24 protein-coding genes and 1 riboswitch are annotated in these 21,444 nt (G+C 38.8%); of the genes, 12 read left to right on the top strand and 12 right to left on the bottom strand.

Going from position 1 to position 21,444, the window contains the following annotated elements; genetic code table 11:
- Nucleotides 1–19: 19 nt before the first annotated feature.
- The 7 genes from OA91_RS02845 to OA91_RS02815 form a co-directional block, all read right to left on the bottom strand.
- Nucleotides 20–781 carry an ABC transporter permease gene (locus OA91_RS02845; RefSeq protein ID WP_063337070.1) on the bottom strand — a complete coding sequence of 254 codons (762 nt, stop codon included), beginning with the start codon at nt 779–781 and terminating at the stop codon, nt 20–22.
- A complete protein-coding gene (locus tag OA91_RS02840) occupies nt 778–1,605 on the bottom strand; it encodes an ABC transporter ATP-binding protein (RefSeq protein ID WP_063337069.1) in 828 nt (275 codons plus the stop codon). Before OA91_RS02840 ends, OA91_RS02845 begins: the two co-directional genes overlap by 4 nt.
- A 3-nt stretch (nt 1,606–1,608) precedes the next feature.
- On the bottom strand, nt 1,609–2,433 hold the full coding sequence (thiD, locus tag OA91_RS02835) for a bifunctional hydroxymethylpyrimidine kinase/phosphomethylpyrimidine kinase (RefSeq protein WP_063337068.1): 825 nt from the start codon (nt 2,431–2,433) through the stop codon (nt 1,609–1,611).
- A gap of 61 nt (nt 2,434–2,494) precedes the next feature.
- A riboswitch (TPP riboswitch) is annotated at nt 2,495–2,600 on the bottom strand.
- 156 nt (nt 2,601–2,756) lie between these two features.
- Nucleotides 2,757–3,797, bottom strand: a complete 1,041-nt coding sequence (locus OA91_RS02830; RefSeq protein WP_063337067.1) for a lipase secretion chaperone — start codon at nt 3,795–3,797, stop codon at nt 2,757–2,759.
- Nucleotides 3,798–3,810: 13 nt separating this feature from the next.
- A complete protein-coding gene (locus tag OA91_RS02825) occupies nt 3,811–4,755 on the bottom strand; it encodes a lipase family alpha/beta hydrolase (protein ID WP_063337066.1) in 945 nt (314 codons plus the stop codon).
- 194 nt (nt 4,756–4,949) lie between these two features.
- On the bottom strand, nt 4,950–5,192 hold the full coding sequence (tusA, locus tag OA91_RS02820) for a sulfurtransferase TusA (protein ID WP_046017254.1): 243 nt from the start codon (nt 5,190–5,192) through the stop codon (nt 4,950–4,952).
- A 25-nt stretch (nt 5,193–5,217) separates the two neighbouring features.
- Nucleotides 5,218–5,823 carry an alpha/beta family hydrolase gene (locus tag OA91_RS02815; RefSeq protein WP_063337065.1) on the bottom strand — a complete coding sequence of 202 codons (606 nt, stop codon included), beginning with the start codon at nt 5,821–5,823 and terminating at the stop codon, nt 5,218–5,220.
- Between the two features lie 232 nt (nt 5,824–6,055).
- On the opposite strand from OA91_RS02815, the gene ccoN reads away from it, so the two are divergent.
- From ccoN to OA91_RS02755, 12 genes are all read left to right on the top strand, one after another.
- Nucleotides 6,056–7,498: a cytochrome-c oxidase, cbb3-type subunit I gene (ccoN, locus tag OA91_RS02810; RefSeq protein WP_046017252.1), complete on the top strand. Its 1,443-nt coding sequence runs from the start codon at nt 6,056–6,058 to the stop codon at nt 7,496–7,498.
- An 11-nt stretch (nt 7,499–7,509) separates the two neighbouring features.
- Entirely contained in the window at nt 7,510–8,112 is a 603-nt protein-coding gene (gene ccoO, locus OA91_RS02805; protein WP_046017251.1) for a cytochrome-c oxidase, cbb3-type subunit II, read from the top strand.
- Between the two features lie 9 nt (nt 8,113–8,121).
- Entirely contained in the window at nt 8,122–8,301 is a 180-nt protein-coding gene (locus OA91_RS02800; RefSeq protein ID WP_046017250.1) for a CcoQ/FixQ family Cbb3-type cytochrome c oxidase assembly chaperone, read from the top strand.
- Nucleotides 8,298–9,197, top strand: coding sequence for a cytochrome-c oxidase, cbb3-type subunit III (gene ccoP, locus OA91_RS02795; RefSeq protein ID WP_046017249.1), 900 nt, complete (start codon nt 8,298–8,300; stop codon nt 9,195–9,197). The genes OA91_RS02800 and ccoP overlap by 4 nt, the downstream gene beginning before the upstream one ends.
- A 102-nt stretch (nt 9,198–9,299) precedes the next feature.
- Nucleotides 9,300–10,706, top strand: a complete 1,407-nt coding sequence (gene ccoG / locus OA91_RS02790) for a cytochrome c oxidase accessory protein CcoG (protein ID WP_063337064.1) — start codon at nt 9,300–9,302, stop codon at nt 10,704–10,706.
- A gap of 53 nt (nt 10,707–10,759) precedes the next feature.
- Nucleotides 10,760–11,236: a FixH family protein gene (locus OA91_RS02785; protein WP_063337063.1), complete on the top strand. Its 477-nt coding sequence runs from the start codon at nt 10,760–10,762 to the stop codon at nt 11,234–11,236.
- The gene (locus tag OA91_RS02780; protein ID WP_063337062.1) at nt 11,233–13,611 is read left to right on the top strand and encodes a heavy metal translocating P-type ATPase; all 2,379 of its coding nucleotides are present in this window, start codon (nt 11,233–11,235) and stop codon (nt 13,609–13,611) included. The genes OA91_RS02785 and OA91_RS02780 overlap by 4 nt, the downstream gene beginning before the upstream one ends.
- 15 nt (nt 13,612–13,626) lie before the next feature.
- On the top strand, nt 13,627–13,785 hold the full coding sequence (gene ccoS, locus OA91_RS02775) for a cbb3-type cytochrome oxidase assembly protein CcoS (protein ID WP_046017246.1): 159 nt from the start codon (nt 13,627–13,629) through the stop codon (nt 13,783–13,785).
- Entirely contained in the window at nt 13,782–14,465 is a 684-nt protein-coding gene (locus tag OA91_RS02770; protein WP_063337061.1) for a sulfite exporter TauE/SafE family protein, read from the top strand. The genes ccoS and OA91_RS02770 overlap by 4 nt, the downstream gene beginning before the upstream one ends.
- A 102-nt stretch (nt 14,466–14,567) precedes the next feature.
- Complete coding sequence (gene hemN, locus OA91_RS02765; RefSeq protein WP_063337060.1) at nt 14,568–15,935, top strand: oxygen-independent coproporphyrinogen III oxidase; 1,368 nt, start codon at nt 14,568–14,570, stop codon at nt 15,933–15,935.
- Nucleotides 15,936–15,964: 29 nt separating this feature from the next.
- On the top strand, nt 15,965–16,726 hold the full coding sequence (gene fnr, locus OA91_RS02760; protein ID WP_046017243.1) for a fumarate/nitrate reduction transcriptional regulator Fnr: 762 nt from the start codon (nt 15,965–15,967) through the stop codon (nt 16,724–16,726).
- A 21-nt stretch (nt 16,727–16,747) separates the two neighbouring features.
- Nucleotides 16,748–17,290 (top strand): adenine phosphoribosyltransferase, encoded by a 543-nt coding sequence (locus OA91_RS02755; RefSeq protein WP_063337059.1) that lies wholly within the window; start codon nt 16,748–16,750, stop codon nt 17,288–17,290.
- Between the two features lie 50 nt (nt 17,291–17,340).
- Here OA91_RS02755 and OA91_RS02750 read toward each other — a convergent pair whose 3' ends face one another.
- From OA91_RS02750 to OA91_RS02735, 5 genes are all read right to left on the bottom strand, one after another.
- The gene (locus tag OA91_RS02750) at nt 17,341–17,892 is read right to left on the bottom strand and encodes a YfaZ family outer membrane protein (protein ID WP_063337058.1); all 552 of its coding nucleotides are present in this window, start codon (nt 17,890–17,892) and stop codon (nt 17,341–17,343) included.
- 9 nt (nt 17,893–17,901) lie between these two features.
- Nucleotides 17,902–18,738, bottom strand: a complete 837-nt coding sequence (gene ttcA / locus OA91_RS02745; protein WP_063337057.1) for a tRNA 2-thiocytidine(32) synthetase TtcA — start codon at nt 18,736–18,738, stop codon at nt 17,902–17,904.
- A 156-nt stretch (nt 18,739–18,894) separates the two neighbouring features.
- Complete coding sequence (locus tag OA91_RS24265) at nt 18,895–19,047, bottom strand: hypothetical protein (protein ID WP_157196935.1); 153 nt, start codon at nt 19,045–19,047, stop codon at nt 18,895–18,897.
- Between the two features lie 95 nt (nt 19,048–19,142).
- The gene (locus OA91_RS02740) at nt 19,143–19,598 is read right to left on the bottom strand and encodes a SprT family zinc-dependent metalloprotease (RefSeq protein ID WP_231870297.1); all 456 of its coding nucleotides are present in this window, start codon (nt 19,596–19,598) and stop codon (nt 19,143–19,145) included.
- Nucleotides 19,599–19,624: 26 nt separating this feature from the next.
- Nucleotides 19,625–21,361, bottom strand: a complete 1,737-nt coding sequence (locus tag OA91_RS02735; RefSeq protein WP_063337055.1) for a RecQ family ATP-dependent DNA helicase — start codon at nt 21,359–21,361, stop codon at nt 19,625–19,627.
- Between the last annotated feature and the right edge of the window lie 83 nt (nt 21,362–21,444).

Here is a 21,444-nt window from a genome sequence, read left to right as displayed (position 1 = left end):
GGGTGATAACTGGGTGCTATTAACTATTGTCTTGCTGCCAAAAAATCAGTTTCTTGAGACACTGATCAGCAAGGTAATAAAGTGAAATCGAAAGTAGACATAATACGAATAGTGCTGCGAACATATCTGCCACTTGCATTCGCGCATTGGCATAAAGCATGAAGTAGCCCAACCCTTGAGATGAGCCAACCCACTCACCTATGATTGCGCCAATTGGGGCAACAACCATCGCCATTCGAAGCCCTGACGCCATGACAGGTAAAGCAGCAGGAAGTTGAATTCTAAAAAGAATACTTAGACGATTAGCTTGCATTGATTGAGCAAGCTCAAGATAATCTTTTGATGATTGCCTTAAACCATCAAATGATGTCATTAGAATAGGAAAGAAGATAATGACCGCGGCCATAATGACTTTCGAAACTATCCCATAACCAAACCAAAGAACTAGGATAGGCGCTATGGCAAACACAGGAATCGCCTGGCTGAAAAGCAATACAGGCAAAAGCCAAATACGAACAGGCTTAAAGTAAACCATTAAAATCGCAAAAATTAATCCGGCTGACACTCCCAGCAACACACCAAAGACAATCTCAATTAGAGTCACCAAAAAATGTGGGTATAACACATCTGTTAACTGCCAAAATCTTGTAAAAACTTTCTCTGGTGGCGGAAGAATAAAGCTAGGAACTTGAGTTACAGCTACTACCAACCACCAAAATAAAACTAGTAGGAAACTTATTACGAGCACTCGGCCAAAGCTTGTATTGATAAATTTATTCATTGCCTTGCCTGCATTATCTGCATCAATTGCCCATGATAACCAGAAACTTCATTACCAATATTTCGTGGAGGTAAAGAATTAGGTAAAGGCATAGGCTCTAGTGTTTTGAGAGTCGTTTCTTTTTCAGTTTTATTTGAAAAATGTAAAATGTTATGCCCCATAACTAAGGCTTCAAGTGGGTCATGTGTCACTAAAAGCACAGTCTTGTTTTTAAATAGGTGGCTACTCAACTGCTGCAACTTATCGCGTGTTATGGCATCAACTGACGAAAATGGCTCATCCATTAAAATAATCGATTTATCTTGAATTAAGGTTCTCGCTAAAGCGACTCTCTGTCTCATACCGCCTGACAAGGTAAACACTTTCTTATCAGCTTTATCAGGTAAACCGACTTGCTCTAAAATTTCTTGCGCTCGACTTTTTAACGCCTGATTGAATTGACTTTTTTTCTTCAAGATTGGTCGTTTAAGATCATAAGCAAGCAACACATTATCAATAACTGATAACCAGGGCAGTAATAGATCCTGCTGCGCCATATAAGCGAGCTCATGCTGGAAGCCTTTTACATCAAGACTTGAATGCACACCTGTTTGTATCAATAAATCATTAACACAAGCATTCTTATGTAGCCCTACTAAATGCTTTAATAAACTAGACTTGCCACAGCCACTATGCCCTAACAAACAGGTCACTTGATTTAACGGTAATCTGAGCTCGATATTTTGGTAGATATAGCTTTGACTAGCCTCATACTTGAGACTAGCTGTTACTAGGTATTCATTTTGTTTAGTGAGGTTTGATGCTAAAACATTACAAGCTGACATCTATCACGCCTTAAGCATAAAAAAGTGATCAACAGGCCCGCTACCTTGACCTAATTGATAATTCTTAGCGGCGACTAAAGCTTGTGAAATATATTCCTTCGCTCTTCTAATCGATTCAGACATAGAAAAGCCTTGTGCCAGATAGCTCGTTATAGCTGAAGATAAGGTGCAACCCGTTCCATGAGTGTTAGTTGTGGCCACCCTTGTTTTAGAAAAGTACTCAATTTGATTTTCGGTCACCCAAACATCTGTGCTGTCTTGAGTGTCCATATGCCCTCCTTTTAATAAAACGCCTTGAGAGCCAAGCGACAAAAGAGCATTGGCTGTACTTTCTAACTCTGCATTAGATTTTGGAAAAGCGTTAACAGCTCTCCCTAATAAGACTTGCGCTTCATATAGATTTGGCGTGATTAAATCAGCCAAAGGAATGAGGTGATTAACGAGGCTTGAAATTGCTTGCGATTCTAAAAGTACATCGCCGCTTGTTGCCACCATAACAGGATCTAAAATTACTGCTTTTGGTTGGTACTTTTTTAGTATTTGAGCAATCATGAGAATTGTATCTGCATCTGACAGCATGCCAATTTTAACGGCATCAACTTTCATATCAGAAAAAATACTCTCAAGCTGGTCTTCAACAAACGATTGCGGCACAGGATGTATGGCGCTAACACCTTGCGTATTTTGCGCTGTTAATGCTGTGATCACTGAACATGCAAATGACCCAGTTGCAGACATGGCTTTAATATCGGCTTGAATACCTGCTCCACCACCACTATCAGATCCAGCAATGGTTAACGAAATATGAGGTTGATTGCGCGTTTGCATATAAGGCTCCTAATTAAAACTGGAGCCTAAAAAAGACAGACAGATCGAAATTGTCTAAAAGAGATGAGGCTTGCCAGTTCCCTACGCCAGTATTAACTGGGTCAGGTTCAACGGGTCTAGAGGCGAACCTCAGTCTCAGCTCAAAAAGAGCACCCCGACTAACTAAATATGTATTGCTGTTAAGCAAATTTTGCGTGATATTGCCTAGACAAATTGAAGGTGTCAACTACTTAGTCAAAGGAGTTTATCTACTAATAATTTATTAAAATCTTTAATTTGAAATAAATTTCATAATAAATCAATAACTTAATAATATCGCAAGCTTATTGTTGCTCTAGCATAGCAACCAAAGCATTAAGTCGCTTTTGCTCACTTAAACTGAAGTTTGATTCAATTAAGTACTTTAATTCTAAACTTTGATCTTGGGTAGATAGACCTGAATTTAAGATACCTTCCTTTTGCTTTAAATATTCTTTAACTCTTGTATTGAGCTCATTTCGCGACTCTCTAACATTAGCAAGCCTTTGGGCGGCTTCCACTCCGAACTCTTTTACTTGTAGATCAAATAAGCTTTCTCCCGTTTCCTTACTTGTTAGTTCTAGTGTATTTATTAAGCCAGTAAGTTTGGTTTTATCCTCTTCACGGTTTTTATCATTACCTTGTAAATTTGCGATTAACGCTTGTTCATCTGCAATATCTTGTGCAAAGAATGCCAACCGATAATCAAGTTCAAAATATTCATAGCGCAATTTATCTATTTCTTGGTATAAGCTAATCTGCCTATTTATGATTGCAGTCTTATCATTTAGGCTAACTTGATAGTTTGAAAATTCATCATCTAATGCCTTTAATGCATATTTATAAGCCTGATAATTTTCCAGCAATGAAAGCGCCTCACTAAGAGCAGGCTCTTCAAGTGATAGCTTGATATCTTCTTTTATTAACTCAATGAGTTGTTCATACGATAATTCACCAAGCAGCGTCATAAAATAATCAAATCTGTGCCTAATACTAATATGAGGAAGTAAATGCCCTTCTGCATCAATAGGATATGAGCCAGCTATACTGGTTCCCCTTAACGAGGATTGTGAGCCTATCCATTCAAATTTATCTTTGAAGCGATTGTATTCATTATTTTGTGCAACATTCAGTTGAGCCTTTATGTCGGCTTTTTCTGAAGATGACAAAACGAATGATTCAACTGATTTATTTGAAATTTGGTTATTAGTTAAAGAGCCTTGATCTTGATTGGTCTGTAAGACAGGCGCTGCTTGATAAGCAACACCTGTCCACTTCGCCAAACCAAGAAATGCAAGTCCACCAAACACGATTAAGCAGACTTTCTTAGTTAGGGAAATATTCATAACTCACCAATCATTAAAGGCCAGCATTTTTAAGACGATTAGCATGTGTGCGATAGACGGTTAAAGGATCAGTTGCAAACAAGTGATGTATACCAAAGAATTGGTTTACCTCATCTAGATGGTTCATGCTGTAATCATTTCGAACAACCATACCAAGATTACTATCACAGCTTTCAATCAGGCCATCATTTTTACTGTCGTCAATTAACACAGATGTTAAACCAAGAAAGTAATCACTTGGGTCTAGTGCATTCGTAAACGCACTCGCGCCGCTCCAAGAGTAGTAATTTACACCATTAACACTATATTCACCTTCACCACATGTTGTTGTAGGAATACCTTGAGGATGATTTTGATTAAATGCTAATGAGCCTTCGGTCGTTAAAGAAGTAAGCATGGAAAGAACATCTTGCTCATAACCACCTGCAGATAAATAATCAATCACAGTTGCTAATGCTGTCGTCAATCCAGCTAATACCGCTTCAGCTGCTGAATCTTCTGGAACAGCATTTCTTACAAAATCTGCAACATCAGAGCCTTTATTAACGCCACCCACAGAGGTGACTGAAGCAATTAGATCAGGTCTCACCGAAGCAACATATCTTACTGTAGGGCCACCATGACTATGCCCAATCAGATTGACTTTGGTCGCACCTGTTGCTGCAATAATATTTTGAACTTCAGACAAGAGTTGTTCGCCTCGAACCTCAACTGACTGACTATTTGCTACTTGGGTGGTGTAAACCTCAGCACCTTCTGCTTCAAGTGTCTGTGGAATTTTATACCAATAGTCGACCCCTAACATTTCATCAAAACCTAAAATGCCATGGGTTAACAATATTGGATATTTTGTTTGGGTATAATCATCATCGGAAGATGAAAACCACCAAGCTTGTGAGCTGGCAGACCAAAGGGAGGAAGAAACAATACAGGCGATCGCTAACGATTTCTTAAACATATTCTATTCCTTATTAATAAGCGCACAATACAAACACTAAACGTAAATTAATGACTTATAAGCGCGCAAAATTGCTTTTTATTGTTATGGAATGTCGAGAGTATGTAAGAATCGTGTATAAAACAAACAATTACAGATATGATTTTTTGTTATTTCTCCACTATATGAAAACTAAGTTTAAGTTATATCTTTATTCACTTTTTCTTTTTCTTAATCCAATAAAAAAAGTGTCCTTCTTCTTCGTTTTGCTGAATAAGTTCATGCCCTAAAAACTGGCAAAACTTTACAATATCTCGAGTGGTCGATGGATCAGTCGCTTCAACCTTAAGTATTTGTTCAGCTTTAATCTTTCTCATTTCAACGTGCAAAAGCATGACAGGCTCTGGACAATAAAGCCCAACTGCATCCAAAAAACTATCATGTTCTATAGTGTCCATTATTACTCATATCCTCATTTTAATTTCAAGCTTCAATATTAAAGTCTGAGTCAACCCAAGATTTAATTAAGTCATTGATTTCTTCAATGACTTGCGATTGATTTTTGTTCAGCGATTTTAACATATTAAAATCATGATCAGCGCCTTCAAACCAATGCACTTTAATGTTTGGGTTTAACGCTTGTTGTTTAACCCATTCAGGCTTACCAAATGCATCACGAGTCCCCTGTATGATCAAACAAGGTTTGTTAATTTCATGTAAAAAAGACAAGCGATGTTTTTCTGGCTTACCTTGTTGATAAAACGGAAACCCTAAACACACAATTGCTACCACTCTTTCATCTGACGATAGTTGCGATGCAACACGCCCACCCATGGATTTACCAGCTACAACAAGTGAGTTTAAAGAAGCATTTTGGTCTAACTTATCTCGAAACTCATCGACAAGTTGTGGAAACCGTGTTGGTGGTCTACGCTTACCACTGGCCTCGATTTCTGACATATATTCAAAGGTAAGTGGCAAATAGTTCATTTTTTGTGTGCGACAAAATGTCACGCCAAATTTGTCTAAAAAACCACCACTATGTCCAAGACCCGCACCATGGGCCATATAAAAAGAAAACTTACTCATAAAAATATTGCCATATGACAAAGAAAAGCCATTAAAAACAACTTACTCCAATAGAAAAAAGATCAAAAACGCTTATAATAGCGCGGCTAGTTTACTCACCGCTTCAGTATGATTTACTAATTACTCGAGACTTTTTAAGTCGGTCTTACCAAGTCTTTGTAAGAAGTAACTTAATACGGGCATTTCAATTAATTACAAGGTCAATCACTCTTCGTGGATTGTGGAAGAAACTATGAGCACAGCTTTTGATCATCCAACCTACAACTATAGTGTGGTGCGTGCATTCACCATCATGACAGTCGTTTGGGGTGTCGTTGGCATGGGGTTAGGCGTATTAATCGCGTCACAACTCGTATGGCCAGACATTTTCGCAGGTATTGAATATCTACACTTTGGTCGTTTACGACCATTACACACTAACGCAGTAATTTTCGGATTCGGCGGTTGCGCACTTTTCGCAACGTCTTATTTCGTAGTACAAAGAACAACGCAAGCGCGTCTTTGGTCTGATACTTTAGCTAGCTTTACCTTTTGGGGTTGGCAAACAGTTATCGTCGCTGCGGCAATCACTCTACCTTTAGGTTTTACTCAAGTTAAAGAGTACGCTGAATTAGAGTGGCCTATCGATATTCTTATTACTATCGTCTGGGTTGTATATGCCGTTGTTTTCTTTGGCACTATTATGCAACGTAAAATGAAGCACATCTATGTGGCTAACTGGTTCTTCGGTGCATTCATCGTAACTGTAGCAGTGCTTCACATTTTCAACAGCTTATCTGTGACTGCTGGCTTATTTAAGTCCTACTCCATTTACTCTGGCGCAATCGATGCCATGGTACAGTGGTGGTACGGTCATAACGCTGTAGGTTTCTTCTTAACAGCTGGTTTCTTAGGTATCATGTACTACTTTGTACCTAAACAAACTGGTCGTCCAGTATTCTCATATCGTTTGTCAATCGTACACTTTTGGGCGTTGATTTCCCTTTACATCTGGGCTGGCCCTCACCACTTACATTACACTGCACTTCCTGAGTGGACTCAAAGTGTTGGTATGGTAATGTCTTTGATTCTACTTGCACCTTCTTGGGGTGGTATGATCAACGGTGTAATGACACTTTCAGGTGCTTGGCACAAGCTACGTACTGACCCTATCCTACGTTTCTTAGTTGTTTCATTGTCTTTCTACGGTATGTCTACCTTCGAAGGCCCAATGATGGCTATCAAAACAGTTAACGCGCTTTCACACTACACTGACTGGACTATTGGTCACGTACACGCTGGTGCTTTAGGCTGGGTTGCAATGGTTAGTATCGGTGCTGTTTACCACATGATGCCTGTAGTATTTGGCCGTAAAGCTGGCGAAATGCACTCAATCAAACTTATTAACGTTCACTTCTGGCTAGCAACAATTGGTACTGTACTTTACATCGCTTCAATGTGGGTAAACGGCATTATGCAAGGCCTAATGTGGCGTGCATTTAACCAAGACGGTTCTTTGGTATACAGCTTTGTTGAAGCTGTTGATGCAAGTAAGCCAGGTTGGACAGTACGTGTAATTGGTGGCGTTCTATTCTTAACAGGTATGCTATTAATGGCTGTTAACACCTACCTTACTGTACGTGCTTGCCAAAAAGAGCAAGAGCTTGCAAACACAGCAAATACACAAGCAGCATAAGGGGCTTTTAAATGCGTCATGAAATAATCGAAAAGAACATTGGCCTTATGATTGCCCTAATCATAGTAGCAATCAGCTTCGGTGCTATGGTAGAAATCGTACCTCTGTTTTTTATGCAAAAAACCACTCAGCCTGTGGAAAACCTAAAACCTTTAACAGCATTAGAGCTTGAAGGTCGTGATATCTATATCCGTGAAGGTTGTGTTGGCTGTCACACACAAATGATTCGTCCATTCAGAGCAGAAACTGAACGTTACGGGCCTTATAGTGTTGCTGGTGAATCTGTTTACGATCACCCTCACCTTTGGGGCTCTAAGCGTACTGGCCCTGACCTAGCTCGTGTTGGTCAACGTTACAGTGATGAATGGCACCGTGCTCACTTATACAACCCACGTGATGTTGTACCTGAGTCAAACATGCCTTCTTTCCCTTGGTTGTTTAACAGCACTCTTGATGGCAACTCAACTGCAGACAAGATGCTAGCTCTACGTTCTGTTGGTGTACCTTTCACCGATGAGCAGATTACAACAGCGAAAGAAGACGTTCGTGGCAAACGTGAGATTGATGCCCTAGTTGCTTACCTTCAGCAACTTGGCACAGTAATCAAACGCTAGGACTCAATTATGGACATTAATACGCTTAGAAGTATCGCAACAGTATTAGCATTCGTTGCTTTTATCGCTGTTACGTTATGGGCATTCAGCAAAAGAAAGAAAGGTGACTTCAACGAAGCTGCAAACCTTCCTTTTGATGAAGATGAAGATATGCCTAAAAAGCAATCCGTGGAGAATAAACAAAAATGAATGAATTAACTCCTTTTTGGAGCGCCTGGATTATTGCCATCACACTTGGCTCTATCTTTGGCTGCTACTGGTTACTAGCGAGTGTTCGTAGTAATAAAAAACACCCTAACGGTGAAGTACCTACTACAGGACACGTTTATGACGGCATTGAAGAGCTTGACAACCCACTACCGCGCTGGTGGTACTGGAAGTTCGTCATTACTGTTGTTTTTGCACTTATCTACCTAGCTCTTTACCCAGGTCTTGGTAACTTTAAAGGCCTACTTGGTTGGACTCAAATCAACCAATACGAGCGTGAAGTTGCTAAAGCAGAACAAGAGTTTGGGCCTTTATTTGCTAAATACCAAAGTACAGACCTTGTTGAACTAAGCCAAGACGAAAAGGCAATGCGCCTAGGTCAACGCTTATTCTCAAATAACTGTGCAATTTGTCACGGTTCAGCAGCGACTGGCAGCTACGGCTTCCCTAACCTGACTGACAACGATTGGCTATATGGCGGTGAAGCAAGCGAAATCAAAACTACCATCTTACACGGTAGAACAGCAGCTATGCCGGCATGGGGCGCAAGTCTTGGCGAGCAAGGCATCAACGATGCCACTCAATACGTACTAAGCCTTTCAGGTAAAGCTACTGACAACGACGCAGTCGCAAAAGGTAAAGATATTTTTGCCGCAAACTGTGTTGCTTGCCACGGCCAAGATGGTAAAGGTAATAAACTGTTCGGCGCGCCAAACCTAACTGATGATATTTGGTTATATGGCGGCACTCAGCAGCAAGTTATGCAAACGCTGCGTAACGGACGTGCAGGCAAAATGCCAGCATGGAATGAAATCCTAGGTGAAGACAAAACTCACATTGTCTCCGCTTACGTATACAGCCTTTCTCATCAAGAGTAATGCTTCTTCTCGAGTGTGACACCATGTCACACTCGATCCTCTCCTCTTTTCTGTATTATTCTCCTGTCACTTTCTATTAATCTGTTTACAGGATGAATGGCTATGAGTCAGCAGATTCCATTAAAGAATCTAGATAATGATGTTGTTGAATACGACCTTTATCAAAAACGTACAAAAATCTATACCCGCCGAATTCAAGGCTTCTTTCAATCTATAAGGACTAAGATTCTTTGGGTTTTGATGGCAGGCTACTTCTTAACACCATGGATTAATTTAGGCGATCGTCAGGCTGTATTTTTTGACCTCCCTAGTCGTCAATTCCATATTTTCAATGTTACTTACTGGCCACAAGATTTTGTCTTGCTCGCCTGGCTGTTAATCATAGCGGCATTCGCTTTATTTCTAATGACTACACTTTTTGGTCGAGTCTGGTGTGGCTACACATGCCCACAAACAGTGTGGACCATGATTTTCATGTGGATTGAAGAGAAAACCGAAGGCAACCGTAACCAGCGTATCGCCCTTGATAAGCAACCAATGTCGCGCTCTAAGTTTTTTAAGAAATTCAACAAGCATGCTCTGTGGGTATTGTTTTCAGCTTTAACAGGGTTAGCATTTGTTGGCTACTTCACTCCAATTCGCGATCTTTCCATTGAAATATTCACCCTAGAAGCACACCCTTGGGCTTATTTTTGGATCGCATTTTTTACTGGTGCCACTTATTTATTTGCAGGCTGGATGAGAGAGCAAGTTTGCTCTTTCATGTGCCCTTATGCTCGCTTCCAATCAGTTATGTTTGATACAAACACCTTGGTAATTTCTTATGATGAAGCTCGCGGAGAAAACCGCGGCAAACGTAAGCGTCGCGCAGATCTAAAAGCACTTAACCTTGGCGATTGCATCGACTGTAATCAATGTGTCCATGTTTGCCCTGCCGGCATAGACATCCGTGAAGGACTTCAAATACAGTGCATAGGCTGCGCATTATGTATCGACGCATGCGATTCAGTAATGGAGAAAATGAACTACCCTAAAGGTTTAATCAGTTACACCACTGAAAATAGCCTAGAAGGGAAAAAGACAAAAGTGTGGAGACCAAAATCTATTGGATACGCCATTGCACTATTTATTATGGTAATTAGTTTTGCTTATATTGCGACAGATCGTGAAGCACTTGGATTAGATGTTTTAAAGGATAGAAATCGCCTATATAATACGACCCCTAGCGGCATGATTGAAAATATTTATACCATTAAAGTAATGAATATGGACCAATCAGACCACACTTTCAAACTTGAAGTTGAAGGCTTGGATGGCATTAAAGTAATAGGCCGCAAGAAAATCTACGTAACATCTGGTGAAGTTCGCTCTATTCCCCTTTCAATTCAGGTTCCACCTCACGTTTTGAAAGTACAAAAGAACAAAATCAGTTTTACTATTAGCTCTATCGATGAAGACTTTGATGTTAGTAAAACCACAGAAAGCCGTTTCCTTGGCCCTGTAAACTAACACACTTAAACAAAGGTGCCCTTTTGGGCACCTTAATGAGAGGAAAATTTTAAGTGAAACCGACCCCTTGGTATAAACAGTTTTGGCCCTGGTTTGTTATAGCTATTCCTGTAAGCTCTATGTTTGTTGCCGTAATACAAATTTCATATGCTTTAAACTCACCCAATGACATGGTCGTTGACAACTACTATAAAGAAGGCCTAGGTATTAACACAGTTTTAGATAAACGTAACCTGGCCACCGAGCTTAATATCGGAGCTTCAATTGTTATTGATAACACCACTGGCGAAGTTATTCTAACGAGTCAAAATGCTCAAGAAGAAACCCTAACACTTAACTTTTTTAACTCGGCTATTTCGGATAAAGATTTCACCTTGACCTTAAATCGTATTGCCGATAATCAATATAGAGGCAACCTCAAAAAATCTATTTCAGGCATTTGGAATTTATACTTGGAATCAGCTGTTGGCTGGCAAATTGGCGCAAGATTAAATCTTACTGATTCTAATTACGCTCAATTTAAATTATGAGTCAAAAGCCTTGCTACCATTGCGGTGAAGACGTCCCGAAAGACCTAAATATCCAAAGTGAAATCGACAACCAAGTTGTCGATTTCTGTTGCTATGGATGCCAAGCCATTGCAGAGTTTATTCAAGGTGCAGATTTAAGCAACTACTATCAACATCGAACCGAAAAAGCTCAAAACGCTCAAAACACATCCGAGCTAGACAATAAGTTCTCATTAATCAAAGACCCAGATCTCTATCCTTTATATGTTTTTGAGAACGGTAATATTCATCATATTCAAATTAGCCTTAAAGGCATGACTTGTGCAGCCTGCGCTTGGCTAATTGAAACTAGACTTCAACAACTTGAAGGCATTTCTAGTATTCATATTAATTTAAGCACCTCTTTAGCCACTCTTGAATGGCAACCAAAAAAAATTGATATCACTGATATTGCAAAAGAAGTACAACTTCTTGGCTATCAGGCAAGCCCTTATCGTGCAGACCAAACCGATATAGATATCAAAAAAGCTAAAAAAACATCCATTATACGCCTTGGTGTAGCGGGCGTTGGTATGATGCAGGTAATGATGAGTGCCATAGCACTTTATGCTGGTGACATTCAAGGTATGGACCAAAGCCTTAAAACTTTAATAAGTTGGCTAAGTTTTGCATTTGCCACACCTGTAGTTTTATATTCAGGCTTCCCTTTCTTTAAAGCCGCCCTAAGGGATTTAAAAACACGTCACTTTACAATGGATTTGCCCGTCTCCCTGGGGATAGGACTTGCATACACTGCTAGCATATATTCAATGCTTAGTAAGACTGGACATGTTTATTTTGACTCAGTCACAATGTTCACCTTCTTCCTACTATTAGGTCGTTTTTTAGAAGAAGCAGCAAGACATAAATCTTATAGCAATAACCGTAACCAACAAGAACTATCAAGCGCCTGGTTAATTAAAGAAAACGAACCCGTAAAAGAAATCCCGTTAAGCAAAATATCACTCGGTGACACCATATTGATAAAATCAGGTGAAAATATCCCTGTAGATGGCGTCATTTCTAAAGGTAGCACCAGCATTGATGAATCAAGCCTAACAGGAGAATATCTCCCTATCACCAAAGCTGTTGGTGATAATGTGGTTGCTCAAACCATAAATGTTGAACAAAATATTGAAATACTAGTTTCTGCTATTGGCAAACAAACACGAGCAGCTGCAATCGAACGACTTACAGATAGAGCGTTAAGTGAAAAGCCTAAAATAGCAAAGATTGCTGACAATGTAGCTCATTATTTCGTCATTCTTGTACTCATTTGTGCAAGCTTAACATTTATAGGTTGGACACTTGCAGGCTCAGATGAGGCCTATTGGATAATGATTAGTGTATTGGTTGTAACATGCCCATGCGCACTTTCTTTAGCGACGCCAGTCGCACTCACATCAGCAACAAATAAGCTAAAAGAATTTGGATTATTAGTCACACGTGGCCACGTAATTGAGTCACTTGCAAAATGCAGTCACATAATATTCGATAAAACAGGCACACTCACCCATGGTCAGTTCGATATTAGTCATATTGACTCTACTGATGATACGTTTTGTCTTCAAATAGCAAGCGCACTTGAAAGAGAGTCAATTCACCCAATCGCAAAAGCATTTAGACAGTCATCGCCTATTCAAGCTGAGGATATAATTAATCACACAGGCTTAGGCGTCGAAGGAAAAATAAATGGTGAGCGTTACCTTTTAGGTAACTTAAAGTTTGTTTCTAGCTTGAGCAAGAATATAAAAACAAGCCCTTCTGAATTTACTGGGTTAACCTTATATTTAGCTAAAGAAAATACTGGTGTCATTGGAACCATCTATCTACAAGACAGACTAAGACCTCATTGCCAAGAAGCAATAAGCGATCTAAGAAACAATAAGATTCAAGTGAGCTTGCTAACTGGTGATACAAGTGAATCAGCAAGATCAGTTTTAAAACCAGAAAAGTTTGATCATTTTAAGTGCCAAGTTTCACCAGAAGAAAAATGGCAATGGATCAACACACAAAAAGACAAAGCTAACATATTAATGGTGGGAGATGGATTAAATGATGTACCCTCTCTTGCTGGAGCAAACACCTCTATTGCCATGGCCGCAAGCTCTGATCTGGCAAAAATCCATGCTGATGCTGTCTTAATAAATAGCCAAATTGAAACAATTAATCATTCGATAAAGCTAGCTAAGAAATGCCAAATCATCATAAAACAGAATTTGTTTTGGGCAGCTAGCTATAACGCCATCATGTTACCTGCTGCAATTCTAGGCTATGTTCCGGCTTGGGCTGCAGCGATAGGTATGGCTCTTAGCTCTTTACTCGTCGCACTTAATGCTAGTCGATTATCTAGATAATTTGTTGGAGAAAAAATGGAAAGCTTATACCTGCTAATTCCTATCGCAGCAGTCTTTGTTTTTATTGCTGTTGCTATTTTTACTTGGGCTGTAAAAAAAGACCAATTTGAAGACCTTGACCGCGAAGGTCAAAGAATTCTCTTTGAAGAAGATGATAACGATAAAGAAAAATGAGCCAATTTGATCTCCTAACCGCCTTTTTAATTGGCCTTGCCGGCGCTGGTCACTGCTTTGGAATGTGTGGCGGAATTATAAGCGCCTTATCTTTCAACACATCTAGCAACAAAGGCTTATTTACAACCCAACTAAACTATAATCTAGGTCGAATTACTAGCTATACAATTTTAGCGCTTATCTTTAGTTTTTTTTTCCAGTCTTTTACAGATTATTATGAAAGCGCAAGCTATGCACTAAGAACCATAGCTGCAACAGTTCTTTTCTTAATGGGGCTTTATCTCCTAAAACAGTCGCAATTAATACTCAAAGTTGAAAAGCTTGGGTCGTTTGGCTGGCAATATATCTCGCCTTTTGCCAAAAAACTATTACCCATCAGAACTCGTAAACAGGCATTTTTAGCAGGTTTCGTATGGGGCTGGCTTCCTTGTGGCCTCGTTTATTCAAGCCTAATCTGGATTTCAGCAAGATCAACGCCACTAGAAGCAATTATACTTATGCTTGCTTTTGGCCTTGGGACCATGCCTGCTATGCTAGCAACTGGAATTTTCAGTAAAAGCCTAAAAGATAGCTGGAAGCAGTATCACCTAAATACTGTCAGTGGAATCTTTATGCTCATTTACGCCGTATGGACATTTCCTTTTTTCCAAAACTTAATACAAGACGTATTTACTCGATAGCGCTATATTTATAAAACACGCCAACCAAAAGACTGACATATATCAATTTTTAAATCTCCTTAGCAGTTAAAATACTATAAGAATTTTTAATAGGACGTTTAGATGCTCTGGAATACACAACTCATTCAAAAATATAATATTTCGGGTCCTAGATATACCTCTTACCCTACTGCACCCCAATTCAATAGCAGTATTAGCAAACTTTCATTAATTGAAGAAATGCTTACGCCTTCAAACAAGCCGTTGAGCCTTTACTTCCATGTACCCTACTGCGCAAAGCTTTGCTATTACTGTGCTTGCAACAAAGTCATCACATCAAATTACAAAAAGGGTGATGAATATTTAGAGCTTTTAATCGAAGAAATCAGATTAAAGTCCTTGATGCTTAGCAACGAAAGAGAAGTTCAACAACTTCATTTTGGTGGCGGCACACCTACTTTTTTATCAGTTGAAGCCTTCAAAAAACTAATCAGCTATATCAAGCAAGAATTTAACCTGCTACCTGATGACAAAGGTGAATACAGCATTGAGGTTGACCCAAGAGAAGTAAGCCTAGAAAAACTAGAAGCTCTTCGAGAATTAGGGTTTAACCGACTAAGCTTCGGCATTCAAGATTTTGATAAAAGAGTTCAAACAACCATTAACCGCATACAAAGCTATGAGCTAATCGACAGCCTAATGCAGCATAGCCGTCAACTTGGCTATCATTCAATAAACTTTGACCTTATTTATGGACTCCCATATCAGAGTGTAGAAAGTTTTAAGCAAACGCTAAACCAAGTCATCGAACTTGACCCAGATAGGATATCGGTATTTAACTATGCACACTTACCTAAGCGTTTTGCCTCACAAAGACAGATTCCAGAAGATCAATTACCAGACACAGATACTAAATTAGCCATTCTTAAATTATGCATAGATATGCTTACCAGTGCGGGCTATCAATACATAGGAATGGATCATTTTGCCAAACCCAAGGATGCGTTGGCACAAGCACAAAATAAAGGAGAGTTGAAACGGAATTTCCAAGGATATACGACACATGCAAACTGTGACCTATTGGCTTTCGGCACATCAGCCATTAGCCAAATAGGTAATACATATGTTCAAAACCATACGGCAACAAAAGATTATCGCAAAAGCATTGAAAACGGCCAGTTAGCGATTATGAAGGGATACATGAGTAATCGTGACGACCAAATAAGACATAAGGTAATTATGTCTTTAATTTGCAACTTTGAACTAGATTCAAGTGATGTAGAGAGTGAGTTTAATATTGTATTTTCAAATTACTTTAAAAATGAACTATCAGAACTTAGAAAACTAGAAGAAGACAGCATTATTGAGTTAACAAATGAGCCAAACCTCCATATTAAGGTAACTGACTCAGGAAGACTTTTAATCCGCTGCATTTGCATGACTTTTGATAAATATTTAAATAACGTAATTTCATACTCTAAAGTAATTTAGAAACATAGATCAAGTTCAGGGAGATCATTATGTCTGTAGCTCTTAACAACGCTCGATTTAACAGCAAGCTTACATCTCAATGTCAAAATTGCAGTCTAAGCGCGCTTTGCCTGCCAATTTCTTTAGCTGATGACGATGTGAATCGATTAGATCAGATCATTGAACGTAAAAAACCTTTGAAAAAAGGAGACATCTTATTTCGTCAGGGAGACGAATTTGAGTCTGTGTATGCAGTAAGAACAGGTACACTAAAAACCTTTAACATTACTAATTCTGGTGAAGAACAAATTACTGGCTTTTATTGCCCAAGCGAATTACTTGGCCTAAGCGGTATCGATAAAAACATTTACCCAGTTTCTGCAAAAGCTCTCGAGACAACAACGGTTTGTGAAATCCCATTTTCTCATTTGGAGCAGCTTTCTGAGCAAATTCCAACTCTTAAGCATCAGCTCTTTAAAGTAATGAGCCGTAAGATCTGTGACGACCAACAAATGATGGTGTTACTTGGCAAGAAAAATGCTGATGAGAAAGTTGCCTCCCTACTACTTAACTTAAGCGCTCGCTTTAAAAAGCGTGGCTACTCTGCCACATCATTTAGACTTGCTATGTCACGAGGTGAAATTGGCAACTATTTAGGTTTAGCTGTTGAAACCGTTAGTCGAGTCATTACTCGATTCCAAAAAAACGGCATGATCCAAGTAGACGGTAAAGAAATTAGCATTATCGACCTAGATCAAATGCAAAAACTAATCGGCATGTCAGAAGATTGTGATAAAATTGAAAGTATTTGATAGCTAATACAAGGCGATATAATGCTTTACGATGATTTTTACATCAAATCTTTAATTCAAACTGTTGAAGACTGGCCAAAACAAGGGATCAGCTTTAGAGATATTACACCTATATTCTCAGACCCTAAGGGTTTGAGAATGGTAGTCGATGCTTATATTCACAGATACATTTCAACCGATATTAGTCACATCGCATGTATTGATGCACGTGGCTTTCTAATTGCTTCAATACTCGCTTATGAGCTACAGAAGCCATTAATTTTGGTAAGAAAAAAAGGCAAACTACCTGGTGCAACAATTTCTCAAAAGTATGCCTTGGAATATGGGGAGGCCGAGTTAGAAATTCAAGAAGGTGCTGTATCTGAAGGCGACCAAGTATTACTCTTTGATGATTTAATCGCTACAGGTGGCACTCTGACTGCTGCTATCAGCCTATTAAAATCACAAGGCGCTAATATCAAGGAAGTTGCGGCAATTATTGATCTACCTGATTTGAAAGGCAGTCAAATCATCAGCGACTTAGAGATACCTGTCTATAGTCTTTGCGCCTTTGAAGGTGAATAAAAAAAGGGCGCTAATCTAGCGCCCTTTTTATTGATATCAACTAAGCTTGTTTAGAAATAAGCTGCTACACCAAAGTGCACACCTTCATCTAATGTATATTTCTCACTATAATCATTAAACTCTGTCTTAACAACACTATAGCTAAAGTAAATTCTTGCATTACGTGTTGCATAATACTCAACCCTTAGGTCAGCCTCATGCTGTCTTTTCATATCACCATAGGTAAAAAGTCCAGGGTAGTAATAACCAGAAGCATATAAGCTCACACGGTTAGCTTGTGGGATAATATAACGGTAGTAACCACCTAATCCAATGGCATAACCAGAGTCATTTACACCTAAATCACCTTCCACAGCACGTAGTCTAGCACCAACACCTACTTCAATAGGATCTGCTTTATCAACTATCATTACACCGAGATAACCAGACTTACCACCTTCAGAGAGATATAAGGCGCCTGCTTCTATTTCTATTGGATCAATACTTAAAGACGCATTTAATTTGGCCGTATCGTCAGATAATGTACCTGAAACACTGGATGCATTCGCTCCAACACTTAACAAACCAAGCGCAAATGTAATTGCATATTTATTAAAACTCATCAATATATCCTATAGTGAAATTATATTTAATTTATCTAAGGCATCAGGACTAATAGATAAATCTTTAAAATCAAATAAACTCGTGTCAGCCATATGCGATGGTACGATATTTTGCATACTTGTAAAAAGCGTATCGGTACGGCCTGGGTATTCTTTATCCCATTGTTGTAACATATTTTTGATTACTTGACGCTGTAAATTTTCTTGAGAGCCACAAAGATTACAAGGAATAATAGGGTATTCTTTTAACTCAGAAAAAGCCTCTATATCTTTTTCCTTACAATAAGCTAACGGCCTAATCACCATATGACGGCCATCATCACTTAACAACTTAGGTGGCATTGACTTGATTTTTCCACCAAAAAACATATTCAAAAACAAGGTTTCTAATATGTCATCTCTATGATGACCAAGGGCAATTTTAGTTGCACCAATCTCATCTGCGAAGCCATATAAAGAACCACGCCTTAAGCGAGAGCACAAACCACAGGTCGTCTTCCCTTCTGGCACTAATTCTTTAACGATACTATAAGTGTCACGTTCTAGAATATGAAAATCAACGCCAATTGAAGATAAGTATTCAGGTAAAATATGCTCAGGAAAACCAGGTTGTTTTTGATCTAAATTAACAGCAACAATACTAAATTCAATTGGAGCACTTGCTTGGAGGTTTCTAAGAATCTCCAACATAGTATAAGAATCTTTACCGCCTGATAAGCAGACCATGACCTTGTCATCATCTTCTATCATATTGAAGTCAGCGATTGCTTGTCCAGTTTGCCTTCTTAAGCGCTTATGAAGCTTATTTAGTTCTGTTTTTTCTTTCGGGCTCGTTGATAAATCCATTGCTACTTTCACATAATTACAAATAGCGACATTCTACAACAGTAACAAATCCACCGCATCCAATTAATTGAATCTATTAGGGAAATAAAAAGAAATTTTTACGAAGGGAGAATTAGAAAGGATATATAGAGCTAACTAAGTTAGCCCTAAAAAGCATTATGCTTGCTTGTTGATTCCAAGAGAATCGATAATTACAGCTGCGGCTATTACAGCTAACATTGCAGGCACTATCATAGGCGCGAAATTAGCCATTACAGCGGTTGCTAAACCCATAGCAAATCCAGCAAAAAGTTTAAGTGTGTTGTTCATATCATCTCCAAGCAAACATAGCGATAAATTTTGCCAAGATAATACCTTAATAATGATTCATATCAAATTAATATCTTCTTGATATGAGGATAAATTTACTTTGCCCTCAACTTTCCTTTGCATTTACGGCACTGATATTCACTACCTTTAAGTATTCGGTTGTGCCGTCTAATAGTTAAAGCATGTTCCATACAGTCACACTCATAAAGAAAACTCTTAAGTGGCGCTTTAACCGAAAAGTTATGGGTTCGACTCGGTATTAAGTTGAAAACATTAAGCATCACGCTCTTCCACTCTTTACCATGAGGCCTAACTTTAGGTCCATACAATTGATAAACAAAAATATGAGCAACCTCATGAGGTATAACTGTTTTCAAAAACTCATTTGGATTTTGCAGATACATATCATAATTAAATCTGACCTCATGTCGCTGTAAATAGGCTGTACCTGCTGCAGACCCCCTTTGATTAAATTTAATATTCACCATCTTAATATCTGTTTGAAAATATCTATTCGCCTTAGCAATTGATGATAAAACAGCCTCTGTCACTGATAGCTCAAACTCCTCTCTATACATTAGCTAATAGCGCCAATACTTGATGAGCCATAAATAGGTGGTGATAGAGGCTCCAAAACATGTTTAGCAAGCCCCGTCAGCCGACTCATAGCAGCTAAACTCTTAGGTTTATGCTCTGCAACTAGGTCTAACTGCTTAGGTGAGAAAACCTCTTCTCCAGTGTTTGTATGCCACTGAATTAATTTCTTTTTATATTCTGGCATAGGCAAAACTTCATGATTAGGATGGAAGTAATCCTCATTAATCACCACCTGAATGTTAGACTTAAGAATAGCTTTTGCTTTTTCATGAAGAGCGAGCTGAAAAGGTGAAAATTGCTGTATCATGATATATTCATTTGCAATCAGGTAACGCACCAGTTTTTTCCAACTAGTTTCATTAAGCTCAGTTCCTTGACCAAACAGACTCATCGTCTGACCAAAACAAGAGTCTACGGCTTTTGTTTTTTTTCCTAATAAAATTTGAATTAAAACGCCAAACGGAACCCCCCCTTTAGTCTTATGCAGTAAAGATAAAAACTTTTGAGCAGCTATAGTGACATTGTGCTCTATTTCTTTATTTTTGCATCTATCACAATTCCCGCAATCAAGGGTTTCTTCACCAAAATGCGCTAAAAGACTCTTACGCCTACAACCTCTTTGCTCTAATATTTTGCAAAAAGATAATGTTCTCTGCCAATCAGATTCAGAGGTGAAATTCACTTCCATCTCAAACTGCAATAGCTTTTGCATATCCTGTAAACCATACAAAAGTAGCGCTCTTGCAGAACGACCATCACGCCCTGCTCGGCCAATTTCTTGATAATAGTTTTCAACACTATTTGGGAGATCCATATGCACAACAAAACGTACTTTATCGAAGTCTACCCCCATCCCAAAGGCAGACGTTGCAACCATAACGATATTGTCATTCTTAGAAAATAATTTCAGGTTCTTTTCTTTATCTTTGTCAGAAATGTTTGCATGAAAATAAAGACTAGATATACCTTGTTCATTTAACCAAAGACTCAGCTCTTCAACCTTGCGCCTCGAACGACAATAGACAATCCCTGAACCAAGATGCGGCTCATGATTAATAAAGTTCAATAGTTGTTTATTAGCTAAACGCTTTTGAGAGATGGTTAACTCTATATTCTCTCGGTTGTAACTTTGCTGAAGAATCTTTGGCGACTGCAAAGATAAGGATCGTAAAATCTCGGATTGTGTTTTTGTATCAGCACTGCCACTCATTGCGACAATAGGCACATTTGAAAAGTTTTTTCTGATCAAGCCTAAACTGCCATACTCCGGCCGAAAACTTTGACCCCATTGAGAGATACAGTGGGCTTCATCAATTGCAAAGAATGAGACCTTTGCATGCTCTAACAAACCAATAACGGATGGTTGCAACAGCTTTTCTGGAGATAAAAAAAGTAGGTCTATTGACTGAGCTCTTAATGAATAAGCCAGGTCATCTTGTTCACCAAGGTTTAAAGTAGAGTTTAAAAACTCAGCTCTTACACCAATAGATTTCAACTTCTCAACTTGCTGTGACATAAGCGCTAACAGAGGACATACAACAACAGCCACACCTTCTAACCTTATTGCAGGAAGCTGATATACAAGTGATTTCCCCCCGCCTGTTGGGGATACTAACAACAAATCTTGTCCATCTATGATGGTTTTTATCGCTTCTTCTTGAAGCGGCAAAAAGTCTTGATGGCCAAATTTTTCTAATAACTGCTTAATCATTTTCATAGATAAGTGATTATCTTATAAAGTCATTATTTTCGCATCGATTTTCATAAATCTTTTAGTTAAAATATTCGCCATTATTTTTG

The organism is Marinomonas sp. SBI8L (genome assembly GCF_001624705.1).
In the GTDB taxonomy this organism is placed as follows: domain Bacteria; phylum Pseudomonadota; class Gammaproteobacteria; order Pseudomonadales; family Marinomonadaceae; genus Marinomonas.
Note: the sequence above shows the minus strand (reverse complement) of the source record. Positions and strands in the feature narration are given on the sequence as shown.